Annotated in this window: 33 protein-coding genes and 1 rRNA gene; 11 read left to right on the top strand and 23 right to left on the bottom strand. The window is 41.5% G+C overall.

The window, feature by feature from the left end; genetic code table 11:
- From HUS62_RS06525 to HUS62_RS06430, 20 genes are all read right to left on the bottom strand, one after another.
- A 16S ribosomal RNA gene (locus tag HUS62_RS06525) occupies positions 1 to 67 on the bottom strand; the annotation flags it as partial.
- Positions 68 to 805: 738 nt separating this feature from the next.
- Positions 806 to 1,207, bottom strand: coding sequence for a 50S ribosomal protein L17 (gene rplQ, locus HUS62_RS06520; protein ID WP_004589197.1), 402 nt, complete (start codon positions 1,205 to 1,207; stop codon positions 806 to 808).
- Between the two features lie 39 nt (positions 1,208 to 1,246).
- Positions 1,247 to 2,233, bottom strand: a complete 987-nt coding sequence (locus HUS62_RS06515; protein WP_004589198.1) for a DNA-directed RNA polymerase subunit alpha — start codon at positions 2,231 to 2,233, stop codon at positions 1,247 to 1,249.
- 24 nt (positions 2,234 to 2,257) lie between these two features.
- The gene (gene rpsD / locus HUS62_RS06510; RefSeq protein ID WP_036974007.1) at positions 2,258 to 2,878 is read right to left on the bottom strand and encodes a 30S ribosomal protein S4; all 621 of its coding nucleotides are present in this window, start codon (positions 2,876 to 2,878) and stop codon (positions 2,258 to 2,260) included.
- Between the two features lie 21 nt (positions 2,879 to 2,899).
- Positions 2,900 to 3,286: a 30S ribosomal protein S11 gene (gene rpsK, locus HUS62_RS06505; RefSeq protein WP_036974009.1), complete on the bottom strand. Its 387-nt coding sequence runs from the start codon at positions 3,284 to 3,286 to the stop codon at positions 2,900 to 2,902.
- Positions 3,287 to 3,299: 13 nt separating this feature from the next.
- Positions 3,300 to 3,656, bottom strand: a complete 357-nt coding sequence (rpsM, locus tag HUS62_RS06500; RefSeq protein WP_054562818.1) for a 30S ribosomal protein S13 — start codon at positions 3,654 to 3,656, stop codon at positions 3,300 to 3,302.
- A gap of 128 nt (positions 3,657 to 3,784) precedes the next feature.
- Positions 3,785 to 3,898, bottom strand: coding sequence for a 50S ribosomal protein L36 (gene rpmJ, locus HUS62_RS06495; RefSeq protein ID WP_002959476.1), 114 nt, complete (start codon positions 3,896 to 3,898; stop codon positions 3,785 to 3,787).
- Between the two features lie 22 nt (positions 3,899 to 3,920).
- Positions 3,921 to 5,249 (bottom strand): preprotein translocase subunit SecY, encoded by a 1,329-nt coding sequence (gene secY / locus HUS62_RS06490; RefSeq protein ID WP_036974013.1) that lies wholly within the window; start codon positions 5,247 to 5,249, stop codon positions 3,921 to 3,923.
- A 10-nt stretch (positions 5,250 to 5,259) separates the two neighbouring features.
- Positions 5,260 to 5,694, bottom strand: a complete 435-nt coding sequence (rplO, locus tag HUS62_RS06485) for a 50S ribosomal protein L15 (protein WP_054554386.1) — start codon at positions 5,692 to 5,694, stop codon at positions 5,260 to 5,262.
- A gap of 4 nt (positions 5,695 to 5,698) precedes the next feature.
- Complete coding sequence (gene rpmD / locus HUS62_RS06480; RefSeq protein WP_016710201.1) at positions 5,699 to 5,881, bottom strand: 50S ribosomal protein L30; 183 nt, start codon at positions 5,879 to 5,881, stop codon at positions 5,699 to 5,701.
- Between the two features lie 3 nt (positions 5,882 to 5,884).
- A complete protein-coding gene (gene rpsE, locus HUS62_RS06475; RefSeq protein ID WP_036974018.1) occupies positions 5,885 to 6,391 on the bottom strand; it encodes a 30S ribosomal protein S5 in 507 nt (168 codons plus the stop codon).
- 9 nt (positions 6,392 to 6,400) lie between these two features.
- The gene (gene rplR / locus HUS62_RS06470; protein WP_036974021.1) at positions 6,401 to 6,751 is read right to left on the bottom strand and encodes a 50S ribosomal protein L18; all 351 of its coding nucleotides are present in this window, start codon (positions 6,749 to 6,751) and stop codon (positions 6,401 to 6,403) included.
- Positions 6,752 to 6,760: 9 nt separating this feature from the next.
- Positions 6,761 to 7,294 (bottom strand): 50S ribosomal protein L6, encoded by a 534-nt coding sequence (gene rplF, locus HUS62_RS06465; RefSeq protein WP_054554387.1) that lies wholly within the window; start codon positions 7,292 to 7,294, stop codon positions 6,761 to 6,763.
- A gap of 13 nt (positions 7,295 to 7,307) precedes the next feature.
- A complete protein-coding gene (rpsH, locus tag HUS62_RS06460; RefSeq protein WP_054554388.1) occupies positions 7,308 to 7,700 on the bottom strand; it encodes a 30S ribosomal protein S8 in 393 nt (130 codons plus the stop codon).
- A gap of 21 nt (positions 7,701 to 7,721) precedes the next feature.
- Positions 7,722 to 8,027, bottom strand: a complete 306-nt coding sequence (gene rpsN / locus HUS62_RS06455) for a 30S ribosomal protein S14 (protein WP_054554389.1) — start codon at positions 8,025 to 8,027, stop codon at positions 7,722 to 7,724.
- Positions 8,028 to 8,037: 10 nt separating this feature from the next.
- A complete protein-coding gene (gene rplE / locus HUS62_RS06450; RefSeq protein ID WP_054554390.1) occupies positions 8,038 to 8,577 on the bottom strand; it encodes a 50S ribosomal protein L5 in 540 nt (179 codons plus the stop codon).
- A 16-nt stretch (positions 8,578 to 8,593) separates the two neighbouring features.
- Positions 8,594 to 8,908, bottom strand: coding sequence for a 50S ribosomal protein L24 (rplX, locus tag HUS62_RS06445; protein ID WP_054554391.1), 315 nt, complete (start codon positions 8,906 to 8,908; stop codon positions 8,594 to 8,596).
- A 10-nt stretch (positions 8,909 to 8,918) separates the two neighbouring features.
- Positions 8,919 to 9,287 carry a 50S ribosomal protein L14 gene (gene rplN, locus HUS62_RS06440; RefSeq protein WP_010378257.1) on the bottom strand — a complete coding sequence of 123 codons (369 nt, stop codon included), beginning with the start codon at positions 9,285 to 9,287 and terminating at the stop codon, positions 8,919 to 8,921.
- A gap of 275 nt (positions 9,288 to 9,562) precedes the next feature.
- Entirely contained in the window at positions 9,563 to 11,506 is a 1,944-nt protein-coding gene (locus tag HUS62_RS06435; protein WP_175078929.1) for an AsmA family protein, read from the bottom strand.
- A 203-nt stretch (positions 11,507 to 11,709) separates the two neighbouring features.
- Entirely contained in the window at positions 11,710 to 12,423 is a 714-nt protein-coding gene (locus tag HUS62_RS06430) for a LipL32 family surface lipoprotein (RefSeq protein WP_175078928.1), read from the bottom strand.
- Positions 12,424 to 12,617: 194 nt separating this feature from the next.
- Here HUS62_RS06430 and HUS62_RS06425 point away from each other — a divergent pair, with 194 nt between their 5' ends.
- The 3 genes from HUS62_RS06425 (at position 12,618) to HUS62_RS06415 (ending at position 16,226) form a co-directional block, all read left to right on the top strand.
- Complete coding sequence (locus HUS62_RS06425) at positions 12,618 to 13,784, top strand: hypothetical protein (RefSeq protein WP_175078927.1); 1,167 nt, start codon at positions 12,618 to 12,620, stop codon at positions 13,782 to 13,784.
- A gap of 288 nt (positions 13,785 to 14,072) precedes the next feature.
- Positions 14,073 to 14,750, top strand: a complete 678-nt coding sequence (locus HUS62_RS06420) for a TorF family putative porin (RefSeq protein ID WP_054554395.1) — start codon at positions 14,073 to 14,075, stop codon at positions 14,748 to 14,750.
- Between the two features lie 330 nt (positions 14,751 to 15,080).
- Positions 15,081 to 16,226, top strand: coding sequence for a Fic family protein (locus tag HUS62_RS06415; RefSeq protein WP_175078926.1), 1,146 nt, complete (start codon positions 15,081 to 15,083; stop codon positions 16,224 to 16,226).
- 61 nt (positions 16,227 to 16,287) lie between these two features.
- Here the strand turns inward: HUS62_RS06415 and HUS62_RS06410 are convergent, their stop codons facing one another.
- A complete protein-coding gene (locus HUS62_RS06410) occupies positions 16,288 to 17,181 on the bottom strand; it encodes an aldo/keto reductase (RefSeq protein WP_175078934.1) in 894 nt (297 codons plus the stop codon).
- 170 nt (positions 17,182 to 17,351) lie between these two features.
- On the opposite strand from HUS62_RS06410, the gene HUS62_RS06405 reads away from it, so the two are divergent.
- From HUS62_RS06405 to HUS62_RS06390, 4 genes are read left to right on the top strand one after another with little or no spacing between them, the layout of a single operon-like run.
- Positions 17,352 to 18,062 carry a YIP1 family protein gene (locus HUS62_RS06405; RefSeq protein ID WP_175078925.1) on the top strand — a complete coding sequence of 237 codons (711 nt, stop codon included), beginning with the start codon at positions 17,352 to 17,354 and terminating at the stop codon, positions 18,060 to 18,062.
- 48 nt (positions 18,063 to 18,110) lie between these two features.
- Positions 18,111 to 19,277, top strand: a complete 1,167-nt coding sequence (locus tag HUS62_RS06400; protein ID WP_175078924.1) for an efflux RND transporter periplasmic adaptor subunit — start codon at positions 18,111 to 18,113, stop codon at positions 19,275 to 19,277.
- Positions 19,277 to 19,984, top strand: a complete 708-nt coding sequence (locus HUS62_RS06395) for an ABC transporter ATP-binding protein (RefSeq protein ID WP_175078923.1) — start codon at positions 19,277 to 19,279, stop codon at positions 19,982 to 19,984. The genes HUS62_RS06400 and HUS62_RS06395 overlap by 1 nt, the downstream gene beginning before the upstream one ends.
- Positions 19,977 to 21,215: an ABC transporter permease gene (locus HUS62_RS06390; protein ID WP_175078922.1), complete on the top strand. Its 1,239-nt coding sequence runs from the start codon at positions 19,977 to 19,979 to the stop codon at positions 21,213 to 21,215. The genes HUS62_RS06395 and HUS62_RS06390 overlap by 8 nt, the downstream gene beginning before the upstream one ends.
- Here HUS62_RS06390 and HUS62_RS06385 read toward each other — a convergent pair whose 3' ends face one another.
- Both HUS62_RS06385 and HUS62_RS06380 read right to left on the bottom strand, forming a co-directional pair.
- On the bottom strand, positions 21,216 to 21,539 hold the full coding sequence (locus HUS62_RS06385; RefSeq protein WP_054562825.1) for a Bor/Iss family lipoprotein: 324 nt from the start codon (positions 21,537 to 21,539) through the stop codon (positions 21,216 to 21,218).
- A complete protein-coding gene (locus tag HUS62_RS06380; protein ID WP_054554401.1) occupies positions 21,536 to 21,850 on the bottom strand; it encodes a Bor family protein in 315 nt (104 codons plus the stop codon). The genes HUS62_RS06385 and HUS62_RS06380 overlap by 4 nt, the downstream gene beginning before the upstream one ends.
- Before the next feature lie 175 nt (positions 21,851 to 22,025).
- On the opposite strand from HUS62_RS06380, the gene HUS62_RS06375 reads away from it, so the two are divergent.
- The 4 genes from HUS62_RS06375 to HUS62_RS06360 all read left to right on the top strand — a co-directional run bounded on the left by HUS62_RS06375 (position 22,026) and on the right by HUS62_RS06360 (position 25,121).
- Positions 22,026 to 22,880, top strand: a complete 855-nt coding sequence (locus HUS62_RS06375) for an endonuclease/exonuclease/phosphatase family protein (protein ID WP_175078921.1) — start codon at positions 22,026 to 22,028, stop codon at positions 22,878 to 22,880.
- On the top strand, positions 22,877 to 23,251 hold the full coding sequence (locus tag HUS62_RS06370; RefSeq protein WP_282658453.1) for a DUF5329 domain-containing protein: 375 nt from the start codon (positions 22,877 to 22,879) through the stop codon (positions 23,249 to 23,251). The genes HUS62_RS06375 and HUS62_RS06370 overlap by 4 nt, the downstream gene beginning before the upstream one ends.
- A 29-nt stretch (positions 23,252 to 23,280) precedes the next feature.
- Positions 23,281 to 23,958: a nitroreductase family protein gene (locus HUS62_RS06365; protein ID WP_055198623.1), complete on the top strand. Its 678-nt coding sequence runs from the start codon at positions 23,281 to 23,283 to the stop codon at positions 23,956 to 23,958.
- A 95-nt stretch (positions 23,959 to 24,053) separates the two neighbouring features.
- A complete protein-coding gene (locus tag HUS62_RS06360; protein ID WP_175078920.1) occupies positions 24,054 to 25,121 on the top strand; it encodes a hypothetical protein in 1,068 nt (355 codons plus the stop codon).
- The last annotated feature ends 11 nt before the right edge of the window (positions 25,122 to 25,132 follow it).

The following is a 25,132-nucleotide window of genomic DNA, read 5'->3' as shown; positions in this document are numbered from 1 at the left end:
GCTCGACTTGCATGTGTTAGGCCTGCCGCCAGCGTTCAATCTGAGCCATGATCAAACTCTTCAATTAAAAGTTTTTTCTGTCCCGAGGGACATGCTCAATGAATTCTGATTTTGATATCTTTCGATATCGAATTGACTATATAGTCACTCAGTTACATTTGAGACTCTAAATTTGTTTGCGTTACTTAGTAAACTAAGCTTCGCTGTTAGAACTCAACCTGTACGAGTGCCCACACAGATGATTGCTTTATATTGTTAAAGAACGTTTGAGATACTTTCGCGTCTCAAGGGCTGTGCATTCTACGCAAGCCGTTATTTTTGTCAACACTTAATTTTGAGAAAAGTTTATTTTTTCAAAACTTAGTCTTACTTGACTTAACCAACTCGTCGTTTTGCTTTTTTGTAAGCAGTCCGCCGTGTCGGTGGATGCGCATTATAGGGAGATCCGAATTGAGATCAACTGTTTTTTGAAGTTTTCATAAAAAAAATGACTATTCGCGCAAAATACGAACGAAACGGGCAAAAATAACACTAAATTACTCGTATTATGGCTATTTAGGCAGTGTATTTTATAAATGAGCTTGTTTTTAAGTTGTAAAGAAGGTGATTTATCTATTAAAGAACGCGAATTGATCTTTATATGTGATCTTAATTGCTAGGTGCTAGGTGCTAGGTGCTAGGTGATTCAAGATTGTATGGTAATGTTTGGGGTTGATAGAGCTGTTTTATTAGTAGTGAAGTTTAGTAGTGAATTTTATAAAGTAAAAAGCCGAGCATAAGCTCGGCTTTTTGGTGTCTTTAAGACTTACTCTGCAGACTGCGCGTCTTCTTGAACTTCTTCGTTTGTCGCTGGGCGACCAACTAGTTCAATATAAGCCATTGGTGCATTATCACCAGCACGGAAGCCACACTTAAGAATACGAGTGTAACCACCAGGACGGTCTGTATTACGTGGACCGATTTCGCTGAATAATTTACCAACTACTTCATTATCACGCGTGCGAGCAAACGCTAAACGGCGGTTTGCTACACTGTCAGTCTTAGCCAGTGTGATTAAAGGTTCAATTACACGGCGCAACTCTTTAGCTTTAGGCAAAGTTGTTTTGATGATTTCATGTTTCACCAAAGAACCAGCCATGTTGCTGAACATCGCTTTGCGATGGCTGCTGTTACGGTTTAATTGACGACCACTCTTACGATGGCGCATGACCCTATCCTTCTAACTAAACTAATATAGTGATTTAGATTATTCAGCTAGGCTTGCAGGCGGCCAATTTTCTAGGCGCATACCTAGAGAAAGACCACGTGAAGCTAGCACGTCTTTAATTTCAGTTAGAGACTTCTTACCTAAGTTAGGCGTTTTAAGAAGCTCAACTTCAGTGCGCTGAACTAAATCACCGATATATTGAATTTGCTCGGCTTTCAAACAGTTTGCTGAACGTACTGTTAGCTCAAGATCATCAACTGGACGAAGCAGAATAGGATCGAATTCTGGCTTCTCTTCTTTCTCTTCTGGCTCAGTTACATCACGTAAATCTACGAATGCATCTAATTGCTCAGCTAAGATAGTAGACGCACGGCGGATCGCTTCTTCAGGATCTAAAGTGCCGTTTGTTTCCATATCAATGATTAACTTGTCTAAGTCTGTACGTTGCTCAACACGGGCTGATTCAACCGAGTACGCAATACGTTCAACTGGGCTGAATGATGCATCAAGCAGCAGACGACCAATTGGACGCTCATCGTCATCAGAGGATAAACGACTAGATGCCGGCACATAACCGCGACCGCGCTCAACACGAATACGCATGCTGATCTCGCTGCTATCTGTCGTAAGGTGACAGATAACGTGATCTGGGTTGGCGATAGTTACATCACCATCGTGCTGAATATCAGCCGCAGTCACAGGGCCTACACCAGATTTAGTCAGGGTCAGAAAAACTTCATCTTTGCCTTCTAAAGTTACTGCTAGACCTTTAAGGTTTAACAGAATTTCAATGATGTCTTCTTGTACGCCCTCTTTCGCGCTGTACTCATGCAATACACCGTCGATTTCTACTTCAGTTACTGCACATCCAGGCATAGATGATAACAGTATACGGCGTAAGGCATTACCCAAAGTGTGACCGAAGCCACGCTCTAATGGTTCTAAAACTACTTTAGAACGCGTTGGGTTGATAGCGTCGATATCGACTAACCTTGGTTTTAGGAATTCGGTAACAGAACCCTGCATTTTATCCTCTCTTAACTCTTAACTTTACTTAGAGTAAAGTTCGACGATTAGTTGTTCGTTAATGTCCGCAGACAGATCTGAACGCTCAGGTAGGCGCTTGAAGCTACCTTCCATTTTCTTACCGTCAACTTCAACCCAAGTCGGCTTTTCACGTTGCTCAGCCAACTCTAGAGCAGCGATGATACGTGCTTGTGTTTTTGACTTCTCACGAATTACAACAGTATCTTCTGGAGTAATTACGTATGAAGGGATGTTCACTACACGACCATTAACTAAAATCGCTTTGTGGCTTACTAACTGACGTGCTTCAGCGCGTGTGCTAGCAAAACCCATGCGATATACAACATTGTCTAAACGTTGCTCTAAAAGCTGTAACAAGTTTTCACCTGTATTACCTTTAAGGCGAGCAGCTTCTTTGTAGTAGTTACGGAATTGCTTTTCTAATACACCGTAGATACGACGTACTTTTTGCTTTTCACGTAGCTGTAAACCGTAATCAGATAAGCGACCTTTACGAGCGCCGTGCTGACCAGGTGCAGTCTCAAGTTTACACTTAGAGTCGATAGCTCTTACGCCGCTCTTAAGGAACAGGTCAGTACCTTCACGACGACTCAGCTTGAGCTTAGGGCCCAAATATCTTGCCATGTTATTTCTCCTAACCTATTGTTAAACGCGACGTTTCTTCGGTGGACGACAACCATTATGAGGGATTGGCGTCACGTCAGTGATGTTGGTGATACGGTAACCAGCAGCATTCAAAGCACGTACAGCAGATTCACGACCTGGACCTGGACCTTTGATGAAAACTTCTAGATTTTTTAAACCGTATTCTTGAGCAGCAGTACCTGCACGCTCTGCAGCAACCTGAGCCGCGAATGGAGTAGATTTACGTGAACCACGGAAACCTGAACCACCTGCTGTTGCCCAAGATAGTGCATTACCTTGACGGTCGGTAATTGTTACAATAGTGTTGTTGAAAGAAGCATGAACGTGAGCCATACCATCAGCAACTTGCTTTTTAACCTTCTTACGACGAATTGGTGCTTTAGCCATAATCTACCCCACCTTATTTCTTGATAGGCTTGCGAGGACCCTTACGAGTACGCGCGTTAGTCTTAGTACGTTGACCACGTAGTGGTAACGAACGACGGTGACGTAGGCCACGGAAACAACCAAGGTCCATAAGGCGCTTGATATTTAATGTAACTTCACGACGAAGGTCACCTTCTACAGTGTACTTGCCAACTGCTTCACGCAATACGTCAAGTGTTTCGTCTGAAAGTTCACCGATTTTTGTGGTCTCGGCGATACCAGTCGCTGCTAAGATTTCCTTAGAGCGAGTCTTACCTATGCCATAAATAGCAGTTAAACCGATAACTGCATGTTTATGATCAGGGACGTTAATGCCAGCGATACGGGCCACTAACACATCTCCTATATTTGAATTTGGTAATCATCTGTTTGAAAAGCCCGTAAGGATACTCAAACGAAGACCAAATCACAACTAAAAACACAGGCCGAGTAAATAACTCAGCCTGCACGACTGTTTAATTAGCCTTGCCTTTGCTTGTGCTTAGGCTCACTGCAAATTACGCGTACTACACCAGCACGTTTAATAACTTTACAGTTACGGCATATTTTCTTAACGGAAGCACGTACTTTCATTGCTCAACTCCGTAAAATGACCTTATCGACCGTAGCCTTTAAGGTTTGCTTTTTTCAGCACAGAATCATACTGATGTGACATCAGATGCGTCTGTACTTGTGCCATAAAGTCCATGATTACAACAACGATAATCAAAATTGATGTACCGCCGAAATAGAATGGCGTTTGCCATGCCATAGTCATGAATTCGGGCACCAGACAGATAAAGGTTATATACAAAGCACCTGCCAATGTCAGGCGTGTCATCACTTTATCAATGTATTTAGATGTCTGCTCACCTGGACGAATACCTGGGATAAATGCGCCAGATTTTTTCAGGTTATCTGCTGTTTCACGCGGGTTAAATACCAACGCGGTGTAGAAAAAGCAGAAGAAGATAATAGCCGCAGCTAAAACCATCGCATATAAAGGTTGACCTGGAGTCAACGTTGTAGCGATTGCTTGTAGCACATCAGCGACCGGACCTTCACCCTGGCCGAACCAGCTTGCAATTGTACCAGGGAACAGAATTATACTGCTAGCAAAGATTGGTGGAATAACACCCGCCATGTTTACTTTCAGTGGTAAGTGCGTGCTTTGAGCAGCAAATACCTGACGACCTTGTTGACGCTTTGCATAGTTAACGACGATACGACGTTGACCACGTTCAAAAAATACAACTAGGTAAGTAACAGCGAATACGATTACAGCAATCAATAACAGTACAAGTACATTCAGATCACCTTGGCGCGCCATTTCGGCTGTCGAACCAATAGCAGACGGCAGGTTAGCTACGATACCAACAAAAATCAGAACTGAGATACCGTTACCGATACCACGTTCTGTAATTTGTTCGCCCAACCACATTAGGAACATAGTACCAGTTACTAAACTCACTACAGCAGTGAAATAGAAACCGATACCAGGGTTAACAACTAACCCGTCCATCATGCCCGGTAAGCTGGTAGCAATACCGATTGATTGGATTGTAGCAAGCACAAGCGTGCCGTAGCGTGTGTACTGGCTAATTTTCTTACGCCCTTGCTCACCTTCTTTCTTAAGCTCTATAAACGGCGGATACATATGCGTTAATAGTTGCGTAATAATCGAAGCCGAGATGTACGGCATAATACCCAGTGCTAACACTGAAGCGCGCTCAAGCGCACCACCGCTGAACATGTTAAACATTTCAACAATGGTGCCCTTTTGTTGCTCGAAGAAATCGGCAAGTACAGCGGCGTCAATCCCAGGGATCGGCACGAATGAACCTAGACGGTAAATAATGATAGCACCTAATACAAATAGTAATCGACGCTTCAATTCCGAAAGCCCACTTTGTGCACTTTTCATATCTTGACCTGGTTTAGCCATTAGTACTTCCTTAGTCTTCTACCTTGCCTCCGGCAGCTTCGATAGCTTCGCGAGCACCTTTAGTCACTTTAAGACCTTTAACGGTAACTGCGCGTGAAACTTCGCCAGATTTAACTACTTTAACGAACTGGATGTTCTTTTTAACTAGACCAGCTGCTTGTAACGCGTTTACGTCTACTACATCGCCTTCAACTTTAGCGATTTCAAAAAGGTTAACTTCAGTAGATACTAATGATTTACGTGAAGTGAAACCAAATTTAGGTAGACGACGTTGCATAGGCATTTGACCGCCTTCGAAACCAACGCGTACTTTACCGCCAGAACGTGATTTTTGGCCTTTATGACCACGGCCACCAGTCTTACCAAGACCAGAACCAATACCACGACCTAGACGTTTCTTTTCAGTTTTTGCACCAGCAGCAGGTGAAAGTGTATTCAAATGCATCGAATTAACCCTCAACCTTTACCATGTAAGAAACTTGGTTAATCATACCACGCACACATGCTGTGTCTTCTAACTCAACAGTGTGATTGATACGACGTAGACCAAGACCGCGTAATGTAGCTTTATGCTTCGGTAAACGACCGATAGAGCTCTTTACTTGTGTTACTTTTACAGTTTTATTAGCCATGGTTTACCCCGTGATTTCGTCAACGCTAAGACCACGTTTAGCAGCGATTGACTCTGGAGAGTTCATGTTCTCTAGAGCAGCAATCGTTGCACGAACGATGTTGATCGGGTTAGTTGAACCGTATGCTTTTGACAATACGTTCTGTACACCAGTTACTTCTAGTACTGCACGCATCGCACCACCGGCGATGATACCTGTACCTTCAGAAGCAGGCTGCATGTATACTTTAGAACCCGCGTGGCGACCCTTGATTGGGTGCTGTAGCGTGTTACCGTTAAGGTCTACACTGATCATGTTGCGACGTGCTTTTTCCATTGCTTTTTGAATAGCAGCTGGAACTTCACGTGCTTTACCATAACCAAAACCTACTTTACCTGCGCCGTCACCAACTACTGTTAGTGCAGTGAAGCTAAAGATACGACCACCTTTAACCACTTTAGACACACGGTTTACCGCGATTAGCTTTTCAGCCAAATCAGGCTGTTGTTGCTTTGCTTCTACGTTAGCCATTGTCTACTCCTAGAATTGCAGACCGGCTTCACGCGCTGCATCAGCAAGCGCCTTCACACGGCCGTGATATTTAAAGCCACTGCGATCAAAAGCAATCTTTTCGATGCCTTTGTCAGCTGCACGTTCAGCAACCGCTTTACCAACTGCTTGAGCAGCTGCAACGTTACCTGTGCCTTTAACTGTTTCGCTAATTGCTTTTTCAACAGTAGAAGCAGCAGCCAGTACAGTACCCTCAGCAGTAACTACTTGAGCGTAAATGTGACGTGGCGTGCGGTGGATAACAAGACGCGTTGTGCCTTGTTCAATATAATTTCTACGAGTGCGTTTAGCACGACGTAGACGAGCTGTTTTTTTATCCATCGTCTTACCTTACTTCTTCTTAGCCTCTTTACGGCGTACATTCTCGTCCGCGTAACGAACACCTTTACCTTTATAAGGCTCAGGTTTACGGTATGCACGGATGTTAGCAGCTGTTTGACCAACTAACTGCTTGTCTACGCCCTTAACTAGAACTTCTGTTTGGCTTGGTGTTTCAATCGTAATACCTTCTGGTACTTCGAAATTCACTGGGTGTGAGAAACCAAGAGTTAAGTCTAATACTTTGCCCTTAGCTGCTGCACGGTAACCAACACCTACTAACTGAAGTTTCTTCTCGTAACCTTCATGCGTACCAACAACCATGTTGTTGATTAGAGCGCGAGCAGTACCTGCTTGTGCCCATGCATTAGCTACGCCTTCACGAGGTAAAGTTGTAATAACGTTGTCGTTAACTTGTACTTCAACAGCGTCGTTGATAGTACGAGTTAATTCACCGTTTTTGCCTTTAACTGTGATGTCCTGGCCTTTTAATGTAACTTCTACACCGGCAGGAACATTGATTGGTGCCTTTGCTATGCGAGACATAGTTCCCCTCCGATTAAGCTACAAAGCCAATGATCTCACCACCAACGCCGGCACTACGTGCTGCGCGGTCTGTCATTAGGCCTTTAGAAGTTGATACGATAGCGATACCAAGACCACCCATTACCTTTGGTAATTCGTCACGTTTCTTATAGATACGTAGACCAGGGCGGCTAACACGCTGGATATTTTCAATAACAGCTTTGCCTTCGAAATATTTTAAATCGATAGAAAGCTCAGGCTTCGCTTCACCGCTTACAGCGTAATCTGCGATATAACCTTCATCTTTTAATACTTTAGCTACTGCTACTTTCAGTTTTGAAGTTGGCATCGTTACTGATACTTTCTTCGCTGACTGACCGTTACGGATACGTGTAAACAAATCCGCAATAGGATCTTGCAAGCTCATAGTCTTACTCCCGTGATACTATTACCAGCTAGCCTTTTTAAGGCCAGGAATTTCACCGCGCATAGCTGCTTCGCGAACTTTGATACGGCTCATGCCGAATTTGCGAAGGTAACCATGTGGGCGGCCCGTAACGTTACAACGATTACGTTGACGCGAAGAGCTAGAATCACGTGGTAAAGCTTGTAGCTTTAATACCGCGTCCCAACGATCATCGTCAGATGTATTAACATCACTGATGATAGCTTTTAGTGCCGCACGCTTTTCAGCGAACTGAGCAACTAATTTCGCACGCTTTGCTTCGCGCGCTTTCATAGAATTCTTTGCCATAACCCTACCCTTATTTCTTGAATGGGAAGTTAAACGCTTCTAACAACGCACGGCCTTCATCATCTGTTTTCGCAGAAGTAGTGATTGTGATATCCATACCGCGAACACGGTCTACTTTATCATAATCGATTTCTGGGAAGATGATTTGCTCACGTACGCCCATGCTGTAGTTACCACGTCCATCAAAAGACTTAGCACTTACACCACGGAAGTCACGGATACGTGGGATAGCGATTGAAACCAAACGCTCAAAAAAGTCCCACATACGCTCGCCACGTAGGGTTACTTTACAACCAATTGGGTAACCTTCACGCACTTTGAAGCCAGCAACTGATTTGCGTGCTTTAGTGATTAGAGGTTTCTGACCAGAGATTGCTTCTAGATCCGCAACAGCGTTATCTAGGATCTTCTTGTCAGCTAGAGCTTCGCCCACACCCATGTTTAATGTGATCTTTTCGATCTGAGGGACTTGCATGACAGAGCTGAAACCAAACTTCTCTTGAAGCTCAGCAACTACTTTGTCTTTATATACTTCATGCAGTTTCGCCATCATTCTACTCCAACTATTAGATAGTTTTACCAGTAGATTTAAAGATACGTAATTTCTTACCATCTTCAATCTTGAAACCTACACGATCTGCTTTACCCGTTTCCGAGTTGTAGATCGCAACGTTTGATACGTCGATAGACGCTTCTTTCTCAACAATACCGCCAGCTTGGTTCAACTGAGGAACAGGCTTTTGGTGCTTCTTGATTAAGTTGATGCCTTCGACAAATACTCGACCAGATTCAGCAACAACTGAAAGCACTTTACCGCGCTTACCTTTGTCTTTGCCTGCTAGTACGATTACTTCGTCATCACGACGGATTTTTGCTGCCATGATAGACTCCTTATAGTACTTCTGGTGCTAGTGAAACGATTTTCATGAACTTTTCAGTACGAAGTTCACGAGTCACAGGGCCGAAGATACGAGTACCAATTGGCTGTAAGTTATCGTTTAAGATAACAGCCGCATTGCTATCGAAACGGATCAAAGAACCGTCCGGACGACGAACGCCTTTTTTAGTACGCACAACTACCGCGTTTTTAACATCACCTTTCTTCACTTTACCGCGAGGAATAGCTTCTTTTACAGAAACTTTGATGATATCGCCAACCGCTGCATAGCGACGGTGCGAACCGCCAAGGACTTTAATACACTGCACTTTGCGAGCGCCGCTGTTATCAGCAACGTCCAGCTGAGTTTGCATTTGGATCATGTTAATGACCTCCGGTGTAGAAATTACAACACGCCTTAATTTTGTTTAAAATCAAGACATTTCGGTTAAATTCCACTCAAAAAACAAGCAAGTTGTCTCTTAAGGGCGGGCAATTGTAGCAGCAATGGCAAGGAAGTGGTAGGTTATTTTTTAATTAATTTGGAATTAATCGTAATGCCTGCATTGAGGAATTACAGCAGCTTGCTGTAATGTTATTGATTATAAAACAAACAGGGCGCAAATGCGCCCTGTTTTTGACTTTAATTAAATTTTTATTAATTACCAAATAGACCTTTTAATTTGTCTTTGATTTTATCTTTAGCTTTTTCTTTGACTTCTTCTTTAGCCGCATCACTGACATCTAAGCTATAACCAACATCATGGAATGGGCCTTTGATACGCAGTGGGATTTTAAAGCCGGTACTGTCATCTGTCGTGCCTTGCCCTTCGATTGAATCAACTATCCCCGTTACTAAGCGGTAGTCTACATTCGTCATAGGTAAATCAACTTTACCTGAGCCAGTGATACGAATAAGTGGGCTAAGTAGTGACAGGTCTTTATTTTCACCAACACCGTTAGTGAATACAAAACTGCCCTGCAATGCTGAGAAGTCTGTTTGCTGTGAGTTATCAAAGCCAGTATCTAAACCTTCTGATACTGCGCTTAAGTTACCTTTGATTAGCTCTTTTGCTTTACGAACCATCTCTGCAATGTTGGCCCCTTTTACCGCACCATCAGCAAACTCAAAGCCTAACTTACCATTTAAAGCATTTATAAAGCTCTTTTGGCTTTGACCTGTGGTCGTTAGATCCCAATTTAAAGAGCCTTTACCCATTAACTTATCGAAACCAGCCGCATCAGTTAGTAATGGCTGTGCATCTATTTTATCTAAAGAAAAGTTAGTACTAATTTTATAAGGTGTTTGCTTGGCGTTAACGGTTATCACACCATTACCATTGCCCTCATAAGCAACAAACTTGTCTAGACTGATTTTAGCCACGGCATTTTTTAGGTTCACCGTTAACTGGTTTTCACCAAGGGTAATATCATTTGCTTTTAAGCCACTTGAACGCACGACTACATTTGCATCAAGTGCATTTAAGCCGCTCATATCAATTACAGTATCATCCCAAACAATTGGCTGTGCTGGCGCATCTGCTGCAGGCTCTGCTTGCTCTTCTTTAGCTACGCCCTCTGGTAGGTAAGGGTTTAGATCAAGCATACCTAAATCAATATCGGCATTCACAGCTAAACGATCACCAAGCTTAATATCGCTTTTACCTTTAATTTGCAGCTCATCTAGGGTGGCAAGTAGCTCAGTAAGCTTAAACTGTTGTCCTTTTAGGTGCATTGAACCCTTTACATTAAAGGCATTAAACGCATTTTCTTTTGCATTAAGCTCAACACTTTGCCAGCTCGCAATGTTTTTAACAGAGTCACCACTGACAGAAAGAAGCCCTTGCACGTCATTACCCATTTCTGCAATTGCACCTTTAAAATTCAAATCGACTAAGCGTGAATCAACCTCAGTGCTTACATTAAAGGTTTCGCCTTCAATCGCTTTAACAGGTGTATCTAGCGTGACATCTAAATCAAAGCGCTCACCCATATAGGTAATACCGCCTTTTAATTCTAAGGTCTTACGAAGAGAAGGTAGTAAGATGGCTAACTCTAAATCGCTTATCTGTTGCTTTGCTCCGGTTTTACCATCTAGATAAGTGAAAGTACCACCGTAGATTGCCACTTCACCAAGTTCGATATCAAAGTTATCTGGTAAGTTAACAGCGCCAGAACTCTTTTGCTGCTCTGTCTGTGGTTGCTCAGCAACCGCATCAAATAGTTGCCAGTTTGCTCTACCATTTTTATCGGTTTCTAACAAAATCGTTGGTTCGTTAATCACAAATTTATCAAGCTTAAACTCACCGCCAAATAACGACATCCACGGGATACGGATAGCAAGTTGCTGCATGCTTGCCATATCTTTTTGCGAGCCTGTTTGCATATTGGCAAAGTGCACATCATTCAATTCGAGTTTTAATGATGGAAATACCGACAGCTTTTTATCGCCATTAATAGTCAGACTACGACCTGTGGTTTGTTCTACTTGCTCCGATACTTTATTAAATATCGCGTCTGTAGGTATTAGGAATGGTGCAGCGACTACCAATGCAATCAGTAATACGAAGATGACACCAACGATTTTCAGTAAGGTTTTCATAATCATCCTTAAAAATGGGCAAACAATGTTCTTTATCATAGCGGGAGTTAGGCGCAATTGCATTGCCGAACTCACAAAAAGGTTTGTAAACAAGCTTAGGTACAAGAATATGAATCAGCGCTGAAATATTTTATTGAGGATTTTAAAGGTTTACTTACCAGCTTACTGAGTCCATTAACTATAAAGTTAATGGACTCAGTAGTTTAATTGTTAACTAACACATCAAGCTCAGCTAAAGATGCTGCAACTTTCACTCCCGGCACATTTGTTCCTACAGTTGACACAAACGAACCTTCAACTTCCCCCTTTTTGTATGTTGTGAATGCTATTCGATACAAACCACGAACCAGAGCTTTCTCAGGTTTGCTAACTTCAGTTTCGATCCTAACTAAAGAATTATAGCTAGCGTGGCGCTTTTCATCATAGGTATCATCACCATCATCGTCTTTTGCAAGAATATTAATAACTTTTTTGGCGTGTCTAATTTTATCAGCGGAAACTACATCCATTCGCTCTACACGTATCCATGTATCAAACCAAGTTTCTTTATCTTTTGCTTTTTCGGTATAACCTTTTTGAACAAAATCTGTCTTGCTCGGTTCAGCTAAATCGCCAACGGGTGAAATCATTCTGACTCCTAATTCATCAATAGCAGCAGGTACCCAAACATATAAATAATAAGCTTTCTTACCATTAACATTCGCATCTGGTGCTACTGTTTTATCAATATAACCAAAATAGTTAACGGTGTTTGCATATGGTGCTGCAACGCTGGCAAAGCCAACTCCTGCCTTTTTAGAAGAAGTTAGAGTAGGTAAACCATCACCGTCTACAAGGCTGTTTAAAAAGCCTGCTTGAGTAAAACTGCTAAAGAATAAAGAGCTAAATAATAAATAACGTTTCATTTTAATATCCATATTTCATAAACCTCCCAATTTGAGGCTATTAAAATGTATATTAAGTAATCAAAAAATTCTAGAAAATAACTAATTTATAAACAAAGGTTACAACAATAATAGACTTCGGTATGATGCACGACCCTGTTGTTTTTGCACCCTGTGTACTAAAATTAAACAACCCAATTTGGTCAAAACTGGAGTATCGATTAAGCATGAAGAAACTGCTTATTTCACCGTCAAAAATGGCGCTTGGCGAGCAAGAAAGTCAAATTTATCAAAATATCCTCAAGCAAGCCTCTGATATCAGCTTAAACCTTATGGCAGTTAAAGTAGAAAACCACCCTGAAGACTTTTTAGGTTGGTGCTATGAGCTATTAAGTGCAAGCCGCGATCGCATTAACTACGATCTGTTAGAAGATAAGCAATTACCCACTCTTAAAAAACTTCATGACTTATTAATTTCTGCAATCAGTTTTTTGCAGTTAAAAACATTAAGGGTTGCGCCCTGGCCTGTTATTGCAGGCTTCATCGAGCAGCATAAAGAGCTTGTAGCCCTTGATGAGCAACTACGCTTAGCTAATTACATTGCTGCAATTAAATCGCAATCCCTAAAAGAGATGATCCCAGAAGACCGTTTAGCTTTTTCTGGTAAACACAGTGCCTCGCTTGATCCAAGCAGCTATAACTTCGACGTTGAATGGTTTGCTTCTACTAAGAACGCAAAAGGTTTCCACCAAATGTTGAGTGATTTACCAGGTGCATTCGATGAGGCGCTTGTACACATTCCACTTGAGGGTGAAGTAACGCAAGAACATTATCAGCATTTTATGGTTGCTTACTTCATGGCATTTAATGGCAGCGATGAAAAGCCAACGCTTGCTCCTGCTACTCGCTTGCTTGCGATGCGCCGACCTGACGTGTTTACACCAATCGTAAATAGTAAACTTGATGCCCTTTGTGCGGCATTAGGCATTACTAAGCTTAATAACCGTGATTTTGAGCGCTACTGGCAAGATGTTGTCGAAGCAATACATAACATGCCTTGGTTCAAAATGGCCAGTGCAGCAAATGAGCTTGAACAATCTCTGGTTGAAATCAAAGCCCTATTGCCTAGCTTCTTTTATTATGCAGATAAAAGTACCGCTGATAACTCTAACTATATTAAGTTGTTAAACAAACCTAAGAGTACCACAAGCTCAGCAGGTAAAAAGACCGTACGCCGTGGCAAAGAATCAGCAGAGATACTGGTGGATCGAGCATTAGCAAGTGATGATATCCCTGAACATATCAAAGCTAAGCGCGATTCAATCATCAGTGAAGTTGAAAAAGGCCGCAGTGTTGAAGAAACCATTAGTCTAATGCGTGCAATTTTCGGCTAAGTTACTCTCAAATAGGCAAAACCCGGTTGCTTCGCAATTGTGCAACCGGGTTATTTTTTGCACCACACATGTGCGCATGAACAATTCAAATAACCATCCTTTTCACAATTAAACAAGTTTAAAAGCCTGTTTTTAAAGCCTTTAAGCATAAAATATCCCATTCGAAATTAACTTGGCACAACCAGTGCAATATCGTATCCAGACAACACATAGAAAATGTCCGCAAATAATAACCAGACTGCAATCTGAAAATGGGACAAAATCAACATAACAACAGGATACAGAAACATGCTAAAACTAAAAAAAACGGTCGCAGCAAGCGCCCTTGCGCTATTAACTTTGAGCTCAACATATAGCTATGCAGAAGTCACAGCAAACGCTGCGGCAACTTCAAACTACTTATGGCGTGGTCAAGAGCAAGGCGGTGGTGATGCTGCAATCCAAGGTGGTATCGACTACGCAAGTGAATCTGGCTTTTATGCGGGTACTTGGGTATCGAATGCTAGCTGGGCTGACGACATGACTTACGAGCTAGACCTTTATGCTGGTTTTGGCGGTGAAATCAATGAAACCTTTAGCTACGATGTTGGCTACATTTATTATGCATACCCAGATGCAGCGTCTTACACAGATGCAGACTTCTCAGAAATCTACGGTAGCATTAGCATGGGTAGCTTCACCTTTGGTGCAGCAGTCCTAGCAACATCAGCAGCAAGCGGTGACGGTACAGATTTTGGTGACTCTCTATATTTAAATGCTGACTACAGTTTCCCAGTTGGCAGTACCGGTGCAGAAATGGCTCTTCACTTAGGTCATTACTCAGGGGATTTCATTGGTGATGATGACATCATCGACTACGGTGTTTCAGTGTCGAAAGACGGCTTTACTTTCGGTCTTTCAGACAACGACATTGATGGTTCAGATGTAAAAGTGTATGTCGCTTACGCGGTTGACTTCACTTTATAAAGAATGTGTTACTTGCTGCAACACGAAGGGCCGTTAAGGCCCTTTTCTCGATCAGCCATCAGCCATCAGCCATCAGCCATCAGCCATCAGCCATCAGCCATCAGCCATCAGCCATCAGCCATCAGCCAAACTGAAAAATCAGTTGTAACACGTCAAGTTATTTAGATAATTCAATTTCATTAAGTTACTTGTATTAACCTTTATTAATTGTATGTAGAAAGCAGAACAACTAATATGTAGTTATCACATTCAGCTTTTGTAGATAACAAGCAACAAAAAACCTACCTTTATTGTTAAAATACAATAATTTAAATTTAAAAGGTGTAAATAATGAAAGATCAAAATGAATTTAAGTTAAGACTTGTTAGTCCTAGCTTTGATTCTGACCTAACGGACTCTTTAATAGAATTGAACCACCTAAGAAAGTTGAAATTACAAGGTACAACAGCTCCTTGGATTTTTTTCCAACTTAAGCATATTTTCCATATTTTAGAGAGTGTTGGTTCAGCAAGAATCGAGGGAAACAGAACTACAATATCTGAATACATAGAAAGAAAAATAGAAAAAAAAGAAAGGTCGAATGAGCGATTTTCAGAAATTGCCAATGTAGAAGCTGCAATGGATTTCATAGAAGAAAGTATAAGTGGTGGAACAAAGTTAACACATCATTTTATTAAGCAACTACATCAACTTGTAGTTGGAGAATTGACTGATGAAGGTGATCGCACTCCAGGAGCTTACAGAACTTGGAATGTAGAAATATCTCAATCAAATCACACGCCACCAGATCAAATTCAAGTCCAAGGATATATGGATGAGCTAATTGAATTCATAAATCAAACAAGTGCTGATAAATATGATTTACTTAAGACAGCTATTGCACATCATAGATTCACTTGGATCCACCCCTTCGGTAATGGAAATGGTAGAGTAGTAAGGTTACTTACCTATGCTTTAATGATCAAATATGGATTCAATGTCAAAGATGGGAAGATTATAAATCCTACGGCTGTTTTTTGTAATGATAGAGATAAATATTATGAATACCTTTCAGAAGCTGACTTAGGAACTGATGAAGGACTATTAAATTGGTGTGAGTACGTACTTTCAGGTATTTTAGAAGAGGTAACAAAAGTAAATAAGCTATTGGATTTCGAATTTCTCTACAAAAGTATTCTTGTACCCACTATTAAGTTAGGAGCTGAGAAAGGCTACTTAAACAGGGAAGAAGCTAAAGTATTGAGTATAGGAATATTAAAACAGAAATTCAAAGCTAATGAACTTGATGAAGGATTAGAAGGTTTAACGAGCAGACAAAAAACCCACCTCATTTCTAAAATGAAAGATTCTGGATTTATTCGCCCATTAAAAGAAGGAGGCCGAACTTATTACGTCAGCTTTATGAACAATTATCTTATGAGAAGCCTTATTCAAATCTTAGAAAAAGAAAAATTTATTCCTTCCATTAATTCATGAGAATGTGAATAAATCACATTAGCTGGGGCATATCAATCACAATGCCCCAACAGCCAAACTTCTAAGGCACACTATGCCCGGTTGAGCCTTGCCAAATGCGATACCATTGTTCACGGTTCATTGTAAGCTGCTTAGCTTCAACAGCTGATTTAACACGCTCAATATTCCCCGTACCAAGTACCACAGACGGTGCACTTGGGTGCATTAACAGCCAAGCATAAACAACTTGATCAATAGCTGTGGCGCCAATTTCAGCACCAACCTGCTCCAACACTGCACGTAAACGCACCGCTTTTTCATCATCACTTGAGAATATACGACCCCCAGCTAATGGTGACCAAAGCATAGGTTTGATATCGAGCAATTGGCATTGGTCTAAGCTACCATCATCAAGGGCTTTCATTTCGTAAGGTGAAAACTCAATTTGATTAGTCACAAGCTCAAAGTCTAAACGCGACTGCAACAAGCTAAATTGCGATGGGGTGAAATTAGATACACCAAAATCAATCACGTCACCATTTGCTTTTAGGGTATTAAATGCTTGTGCCATTTCATCAGCATTCATTAAGTAATCAGGGCGATGGATAAGTAATACATCTAAACGATCAGTGTTGAAGTTTTTAAGTGACTGCTGTGCTGAGGCAATTATATGCGCGGCACTTGAATCATAATGGTTTGCTTTGCCTTGTAATCCTAGGCTTGCAAACGCAGGCTTAATACCACATTTAGTGATTATTTTGATTTCATCACGAATACTTGGTTTTAGTTTAAGTGCTTTACCAAATTCGGCTTCACAACCGTATTCACCGTAGATGTCAGCATGATCAGTATGTGAAACTCCCATATCGATTGCATTTTCTAAAAAACTTAAGCATTGCTGTGGCGTTATCTGCCAATCTAGCAAGCGCCAGAACCCTAATACCAACTCATCAATACAACGACCATTGCTATTCACCATAACGACCTACTATTCCTAATAAATTCGACTCAAATTAATCTTTTAACCATATCACAGATTTACTAATCACAGCTGTTAACATACAGTTACAAAACAAATTGCTAATTTGTTACTAAACAGGATATTTTAGTACCTAAAAACAAATGTTATAAAACAAGGAATAAAAAATGAAATCATCAAATGTCATGATCGCATTGGTTGATATTTTTATCAGCCCGAGCAAAGCCTTTAATGGCTTAAAAGAAGCAAAAGGTTGGTCTTTTGTTGCCTTTATTTTACTAGCCGGCATCCTCGCTGCCAGCATGTTTGCTTTTTACAATAAAGCTGACCCGCAGTTTTTAATCGATCAACAAGTGGCTGCAGCCAGTGTTGATGCCACCATTGCAGAACAAAAAATGATTCGCCAAAGCATGGAGCAAACCATAGATTTGCAAGTTTGGTTTGCTATGTTTGGTGGCATCATTGGTTTGGCTGTTATTAATGCCCTAATGGCAGGTTACTACCTATTTGTATCTAAGCAAGATCCAGAAGCTAACTACGGTTATGGTGCGTGGTATGGCTTTGGTGTGTGGGCCATGATGCCTTTGATTATTTATTACTTAGGCTTTTTAATCTTAGTGCTTACAGCAAGCACTAACCAAATTTCACAAACGCTAATGAACTACTCTTCGATTAACCAACTTTTAATTGGTTTAGAAATTGGCCACCCATTTTACACCTTACTTGAAAGTCTCAATATCTTTTCTATTTGGGGCATTTTTATCGCTGCGATCGGTTTGAAGAGCTGGACTAATTTCACTTTCAATAAAGCGCTACTGTTTGCAGCTCTACCAAGTATTGTTATTTACGGTATTTGGACTGTAATCGCGCTCGTTTAATTTTGCTTTGAGCGGCAATATGCCGCTCTTAACTACCAAGGAAGTAACATGAAAAAAGCCATTATTATTGGCCTCGCTGTTACGGCATTTGTCGCTTTACTGATTTCAAAACAAGTCACAGGCAATAAAGATGCACCAGAAATGCATATTGCAGAAGTTGAACAAGGCAATATTGCCGATTCAATTTTAGCCTCTGGCAACCTAGTCTTTAACACCCAAGTGCAACTGCGCTCAGAAGTGACTGGCCGTGTAGCGAAAGTGTTTGTAGAGGAAGGTGAAAGTGTCACTGAGGGCGATATTCTTATGCGCCTAGATACGACCGCGTTTGAATCTGAAGTTGCACGCAACAAGGCCGTGCTTCGCGCGACCGAAATCGATATTAAGCATAGCGAAACCCGATTGAAAAATATCGAGCGTCAATTAAGCCGCCAAAAAGAGCTTTATGAAGTTGGCCTTGCAGGCCAAGAGGTATATGAAAACCTACAAAATGCCCGCGATTTAGCAAAAATAGATATTGAAGCAAAACGTGAAGCTTACAACCAAGCCCAAGCATCGTTATTGATTGCTGAAGACCGTTTAAATAAAAGCGTGTTTCGCGCTCCAATGAGTGGCCTACTTGCTTCGGTAAATATTAAAGAAGGTGAAACGGTTATTGCGGGAACAACTAACATTATTGGCTCAGACTTGATGTTAGTAGCAGATCCAAGCGCAATATTAGCCGAGCTTCGAGTGGATGAGACCGATATTGCCGGTATCAAATTAGACCAACATGCAGATATCTATGCCGCCGCTTACCCAAATCAACCTTTCACTGGCAAAGTCATAAACATTGGCACATCAGCAAAAAATCAAGCCGGTTCTCAGGGCTTATCATTTAAAGTCAAAGTACTGCTTGATGCCACTGACCGCCAGCTATATGCCGGAATGAGTTGCCGCGCAGAAATCGCCACGAGCATTGCCGAAAATGGCTTAAAACTCCCCATCGAAGCCATTCAAAAAGAGGATGATAGCTACTTTGTCTGGAAGCTTAACGCTGATAACACAGTAACTAAAACAGCTGTTACGGTAGGTATTTCTTCAGATATCGAACAAGCACTAACCAGCGGTGTTGCAAAAGGAGATCGTATTGTTATCGGCCCAGCTAGACCACTTAGCTCACTAAAAGAGGGTGATATGGTAGCCGTTAAAAACAGCCCTGAAAAAGGTGCTAGCTAATGTCTGCGGTGATCAAACTCAGTAATATCAATAAACAATACAAAATGGGCGAACAAGTTTTCAAAGCCCTTGATGATATTAATATTGAAATTGCTCAAAATGAGTATGTGGCCATTATTGGTCCTTCCGGTTCAGGTAAATCAACCCTGATGAACTTGCTTGGCTGTTTAGATACTCCCAGCAGTGGTGACTACTATTTAAAAGATAAGCTAGTAAAGCGCATGACCGAAACGGAGCTTGCTCATCAGCGTAATGAAAGTGTTGGTTTTATTTTTCAAAGCTTTAACTTGTTACCAAGAGCATCCGCCCTTGAAAATGTCATGCAGCCTTTAGTGTATCGATTTATCTCAGCCAAAGAGCGAAAGCAACAAGCGCTCGAATCATTACAACGGGTTGGTCTTGGCGATAAGGTAAACCACCTTTCGAGCCAGCTTTCTGGTGGCCAACGTCAACGTGTCGCTATAGCTCGCGCACTGGTTACTAAGCCCCATATTCTACTTGGTGATGAGCCTACCGGTAACCTAGATAGTAAAACCACCACTGAAATCATGGCGCTGTTTGATGAGCTTCATAACGAAGGGCACACCATTATTTTGGTTACTCATGAACAAGATATTGCTGATCACTGCCAACGGGTTATTCGTTTAGTTGATGGCAAGGTTGTTAGTGATACCCGTAAAGGTGAAGGAACAAGACAACATGTTTAAATCTGCTATCGCTGTAATGGAAGGTACAAAAGCCGCACTGATGGCAATTAAAGCCAATGCGATGCGTAGTGCCCTTACCTGCTTAGGCATTATTATTGGTGTTGCAGCGGTTGTGACCGTGGTGGCAGTGATGCAAGGGTTTACCAAGCAAATTAATGATCAGCTTGCTGATATGTCTCCTGATGTCACCAATATAAAGCCTTACACTAGCGTAGAAAAAGAAATGGTAGGTCAACAAGCAAAGTTAACCTACAGCGACTTTTTAACCCTAAAAGCACGCGTGAAAGAAGCCGAAACCTTTACTGCACTGATGTTTACTTGGCGCTTTTCGGGTGCAGCAGAGTATGGCAATAAAAGCCATGCTTCACGGGTAATGGGCACAGAGCAAGACTACCAAAAAGCGTACCGCACCTACCCAGAACTCGGCCGATTTATTCGCGCAGAAGATGATGCAAAACGCCGTAGAGTGGCGTTTATTGGCCCTTCAATTATCGAAAAGCTTAACCTGCCAGAAAACCCTGTAGGTGAATATATCAAACTCGGTGGTGAGTGGTTTCGCATTATTGGTGTTGCTGAAAAACAAGGTAGTTTATTAGGTTTTGACCAAGACGATTACATTAATATTCCAATAAGTACCATGAGTGCGCTAGAAGGCGGCAGTGTTGATACCAATGTACAAATGATGTTTCGTTTGAAAGACGATGCTAACGAAGCGCAAGTACTGGCTAAAATTCGCCGTATCTTACGCCAATTACATAAATTAAAAGACGGTGAAGATGACGACTTTGAATTTGAAACAGCCGAAAAAGCCCGTGCTAATATCGATAAGTTTACTGGTAGTGCTACCGCAATTACCGCGGGGATAGTGGGTATCAGCCTGGTAGTTGGTGGTATCGGAGTGATGAATATCATGCTGGTTTCCGTAACAGAACGTACGCGTGTGATCGGCACATTGAAAGCATTAGGGGCAACACCTGGCTTTATTATGCTGCAATTTTTAGTTGAAGCGGTGGTGCTATCACTGTTTGGTGGTTTAATTGGTTTAGCGATTGGTTATGGTGCTGCGGCACTGATTTCGTTATCAGTGCCGAGCATGCCAGATGCCTACATACCGGGTTGGGCGATTATGCTGTCATTTGGCTTTACTTCATTGATTGGTATTGTATTTGGCTTAGCTCCCGCTATTAAAGCGGCACGCTTAAACCCAATTGATGCGCTGCGTTATGAATAACTAGTCTGGCTTATAAGGTACTTGAGCGCAGCTTATTTCAACTGTTTTCGGGTACCAAATAGGCCCAACTTGGTTTACTGCAACTTCAGCTAAGCCATTGGTGAACGACTTATAAGTGTGAACGGTTTGCCATTCGGAATCAGGACACTCCTCAGATAAGTCGACAGGCTTTGAACCTTCGTAAAGCGCTGCGGCAAAGTTATGATGCCATTGCTCTGTTGCAGGCGCTTTATTGGCTTGTGCAGCACTGCCATTATCAAAGTAGATATTTGTGCAACCACTTAAGGTTGCTACTAACACTGTTGTTACTAGTAGGCTTTTCATAGTTGTTGCTCCTGTGCTTGTTGCTCACACCATACTTTTACTGTGTGAGGAGCATAAATTCCGAGTGTAACGAGTCCTAATGCGCCATCAGCGAATGTTTGTTGCGATTGCATTTGGGCAACTTTTTTATCTTGGCAAATAGCCTTTACATCAACGCGTTCTTCACCAACGAGGCCCCACAAAAAGAATGGGCGGCTATCTTGGTAATCAGCTTTAGTGGCTAATTTATTGGTTGTTTTTTCTGGCACTATGGTGACTGATGAACACGCTGTCACCGATAAGGCAAGCAGCATACAGGCCATTTGTTTCATGAGTAGTTCCTTTGTCTGAGTTGTTAAGCTCAGTAAGTATAAGAATATGAGTACTCATTTTGGGTAAGAAAGCGTATAGAAATTGTAGGAAATACTACAGTTTCTAACATTTAGCCTTTGAACTAAACTGGGGCTATCGACGACTAACTCTTGAGAAAAGTAACTAAAGGTCATTATGACGGCATACCTGCGTATATTTTTATTACTTGTGTGTTTGAGTGTGCTGTCTTGGTATAGCTTTTCAAGCGATCCTAGCTCTGATGAGCAACAAGGTATAACCAAAACCGCTGTGAACCTTGCTAATTGCCAACAGCAATTAGCGCAAAGCCGCATGCAAACTTATGCTGAACATTATATTTTGCCCTATCAGTTCAAGTTATTGAGTTGGAATATCTACAAAGCACAAATAGATGGCTTACTCACAGATTTGCAAAAGCTAAATGCCGATGCTGATATTGTGTTACTACAAGAAGCTATCGAAGAGCCTGCGCTTACAAAGCTCAAACCCTATTGGCGCTTTGCTAAAGGGTATAAGAGTGGCGGCGTGCAATCAGGGGTTATGACACTCAGCCGCTGGCCAGCTACTGTGCATTGTACACTCACCCATAAAGAACCTTGGCTACGTAGCCCAAAAGCCACCAATATTGTGGAGTATGCGCTGCCTGAACAACAGTTATTACTGAGTATTAACCTTCATGCCATTAACTTTACGATTGGCGTTAGTGACTTTAAACAACAGCTAGACGATGCCGCCGCTATTATGCGAACGCATAAAGGCCCAATCGTATTTGCCGGTGATCTCAATACCTGGAGTGATGAGCGCCGAGCCTTATTACAGCAAAAATTAACCCAGCTAGGTTTACACGAAGCTATTTATTTAAATGATAAACGCACCAAAGCATTTGGATTAGCACTTGACCAAGTATGGGTGCGCGGCGTCAAAATAGGGACAACCATAGTGCCTGAGCTTGTAAGCTCAGATCATAATCCAATAATTGCAACCCTAACCATAGAGCAAAAAGTACAGTGAAAGTAACAATGAGAGGATATTGGTTTATCGCGTTAATATTATTGAGCATTAGCCAATTCAGTGATGCAGCCACCCCCGAACAAGAGATAAATCACCTTATTGATTTTGTTGCTAAAAGCGATGCCGTATTTATTCGCAACGGCACAGAGCACTCAAGCCAAGATGCTGCCGAACACCTTGCTATGAAGTATCGAAAAGCGACCCGCTATGCAAAAACTGCAGAAAAATTTATCGAGAATCTGGCGAGTAAAAGCTCATGGAGCGGTAAGCCCTATAAAGTAAGACTCAGCAATGGGTCGTTACTCAATGCAAAAAATTGGTTGAGCAATGAGTTAAAAGAGTACCGCCGAAACCAACATATTCATAATTAAAATCATCAACACACAAGAAGCGAAAAGCCATGCAAGAACACAAAAATCAGCCACTCAATGACTTTATTGAGTACCCTCATGACGAGATGCTAAAACGCGCCGAAGAGTTTTTAGCCGTGAGTCAGCGTCGCCACAGTATTCGCAGCTTTAGCGACCGCCCAGTGCCAAAAGAAATAATCGAAACCTGTATTAGAGCGGCTGGCACTGCACCGAGCGGTGCCAATCATCAACCTTGGCACTTTGTAGCAATACACAGCAGCGATGTGAAAAAACAAATTCGAGAAGCCGCTGAAAAACTAGAGCGCTCATTTTATGAAGGTCGCGCGGGTGAAGAATGGTTAGATGCCTTAAAACCACTTGGCACAGATGCCAGTAAGCCCTACCTTGAGCATGCGCCTTGGCTAATTGCCGTGTTTAGTCAAAAGAAAGGCGGTATTTCTGCCGATGACAAAAATACCAATTACTATGTTCATGAATCTGTTGGCCTAGCAACCGGCTTTTTAATTCAAGCACTACACAGAGCTGGCCTTGCAACCCTTACGCATACACCAAAACCAATGAGTTTTTTAACCGAAATTTGTGGCCGTGATAAAGATAATGAGCGCCCTTATATGCTACTTATTGCAGGCTACCCAGGCACAGATGCAACCATCCCTGAGCATGCCTTAGTGAAAAAGTCGCTAGACGAAATAGCGACCTTTATTTGATTGACATGTAACTAAAAAAACTTAATGTTTAAATATTGATAACCAAATGTTAACAACATATACAACAAAGTATTAAATCAAAGCAAGGAGCTACGATGAAACGAATCTATTTTTATGCTTTATTTTTTACACTGGCAAGCACTTCTGTATGTGCTGCTGTAGAAAAAGATATTACTCTACATTTGTGTGAAAGCTGTAGTTATAGCGAAGCAAAGTACTATGCAAATCAAGAATCACCACATATGCGTTGTGAGTCATCTAATCCCAATCAAGAAATGACTTTTGGAAATGAAGCTTGTTATGCCGACGAAAAAAAAGTAATAATTGCTGATACAAAAAGCGATAACCATTTTGTTTTTTTAATTGGTTATCACAACCAAGGCTTACCAGCTTTTAATCTGGAAAATTATATTCATAACGCCTCACCAACAAGTAATGACTTATCAGTTATAAACAAGGTCAAAATCACAGATAAAAATTTTTCCACTTTTATAGAAGAAGCTAAAGCGCAAATTAAACAACAACCTGTACGAAGCTCATCCGGCAACATGAATAGCTTTATGTCAATCAACGAAGCTAATTCTGAAACATGCCCTTCATACATAAAAAGCGCAGTTAATGCAGCATATGGAGGAAGAACAGCTTCAGATTTACAAACAAAGCTAAATGAAAAAGCTCACAACGATTTTAATAACCCTGAATCTTTCTTCTTAACCGATGAAATGGATTCACTTGGCTTTTCACTATTCGCTGCAGGATTTTCTTATCAAGGTAGTTGGAAAAAAGTATCGCGTAAATTCAATTCTACAGTTGATTTATCTAACAACTCTGATGTACCAGCAAGCACAGACTATAAAGTGGTATTTAATATAAAATGGATAAAAGAATTTAGAGGGTTAGATGTCGAATTAAATCCATTGTTTACTAAATTCGAAGGGTATACGCTCTCTCAACTAAGTAAACCAGGAGTGAAAAGCATTTCTACTTGCCTTGAAGAGGCACTAGATCAACACCTATCTTACTCACCTAAAACACCTATAGATGGCGGCGGTAGTACACCAATTTTTGGTGGGGGCTCTGGCGGCTGGGAGAATCAGTATTGTGAAAAACATTATTATGACACCCAAGGCGAAAAGATAGCTTCCGTTAAAGCCCCATGCTAAATCAAAACTTG

Origin of the sequence: Pseudoalteromonas sp. 0303, assembly GCF_013349995.1 — a bacterium.
GTDB lineage: Bacteria > Pseudomonadota > Gammaproteobacteria > Enterobacterales > Alteromonadaceae > Pseudoalteromonas.
This window is presented reverse-complemented; position numbering and strand designations above follow the sequence as displayed.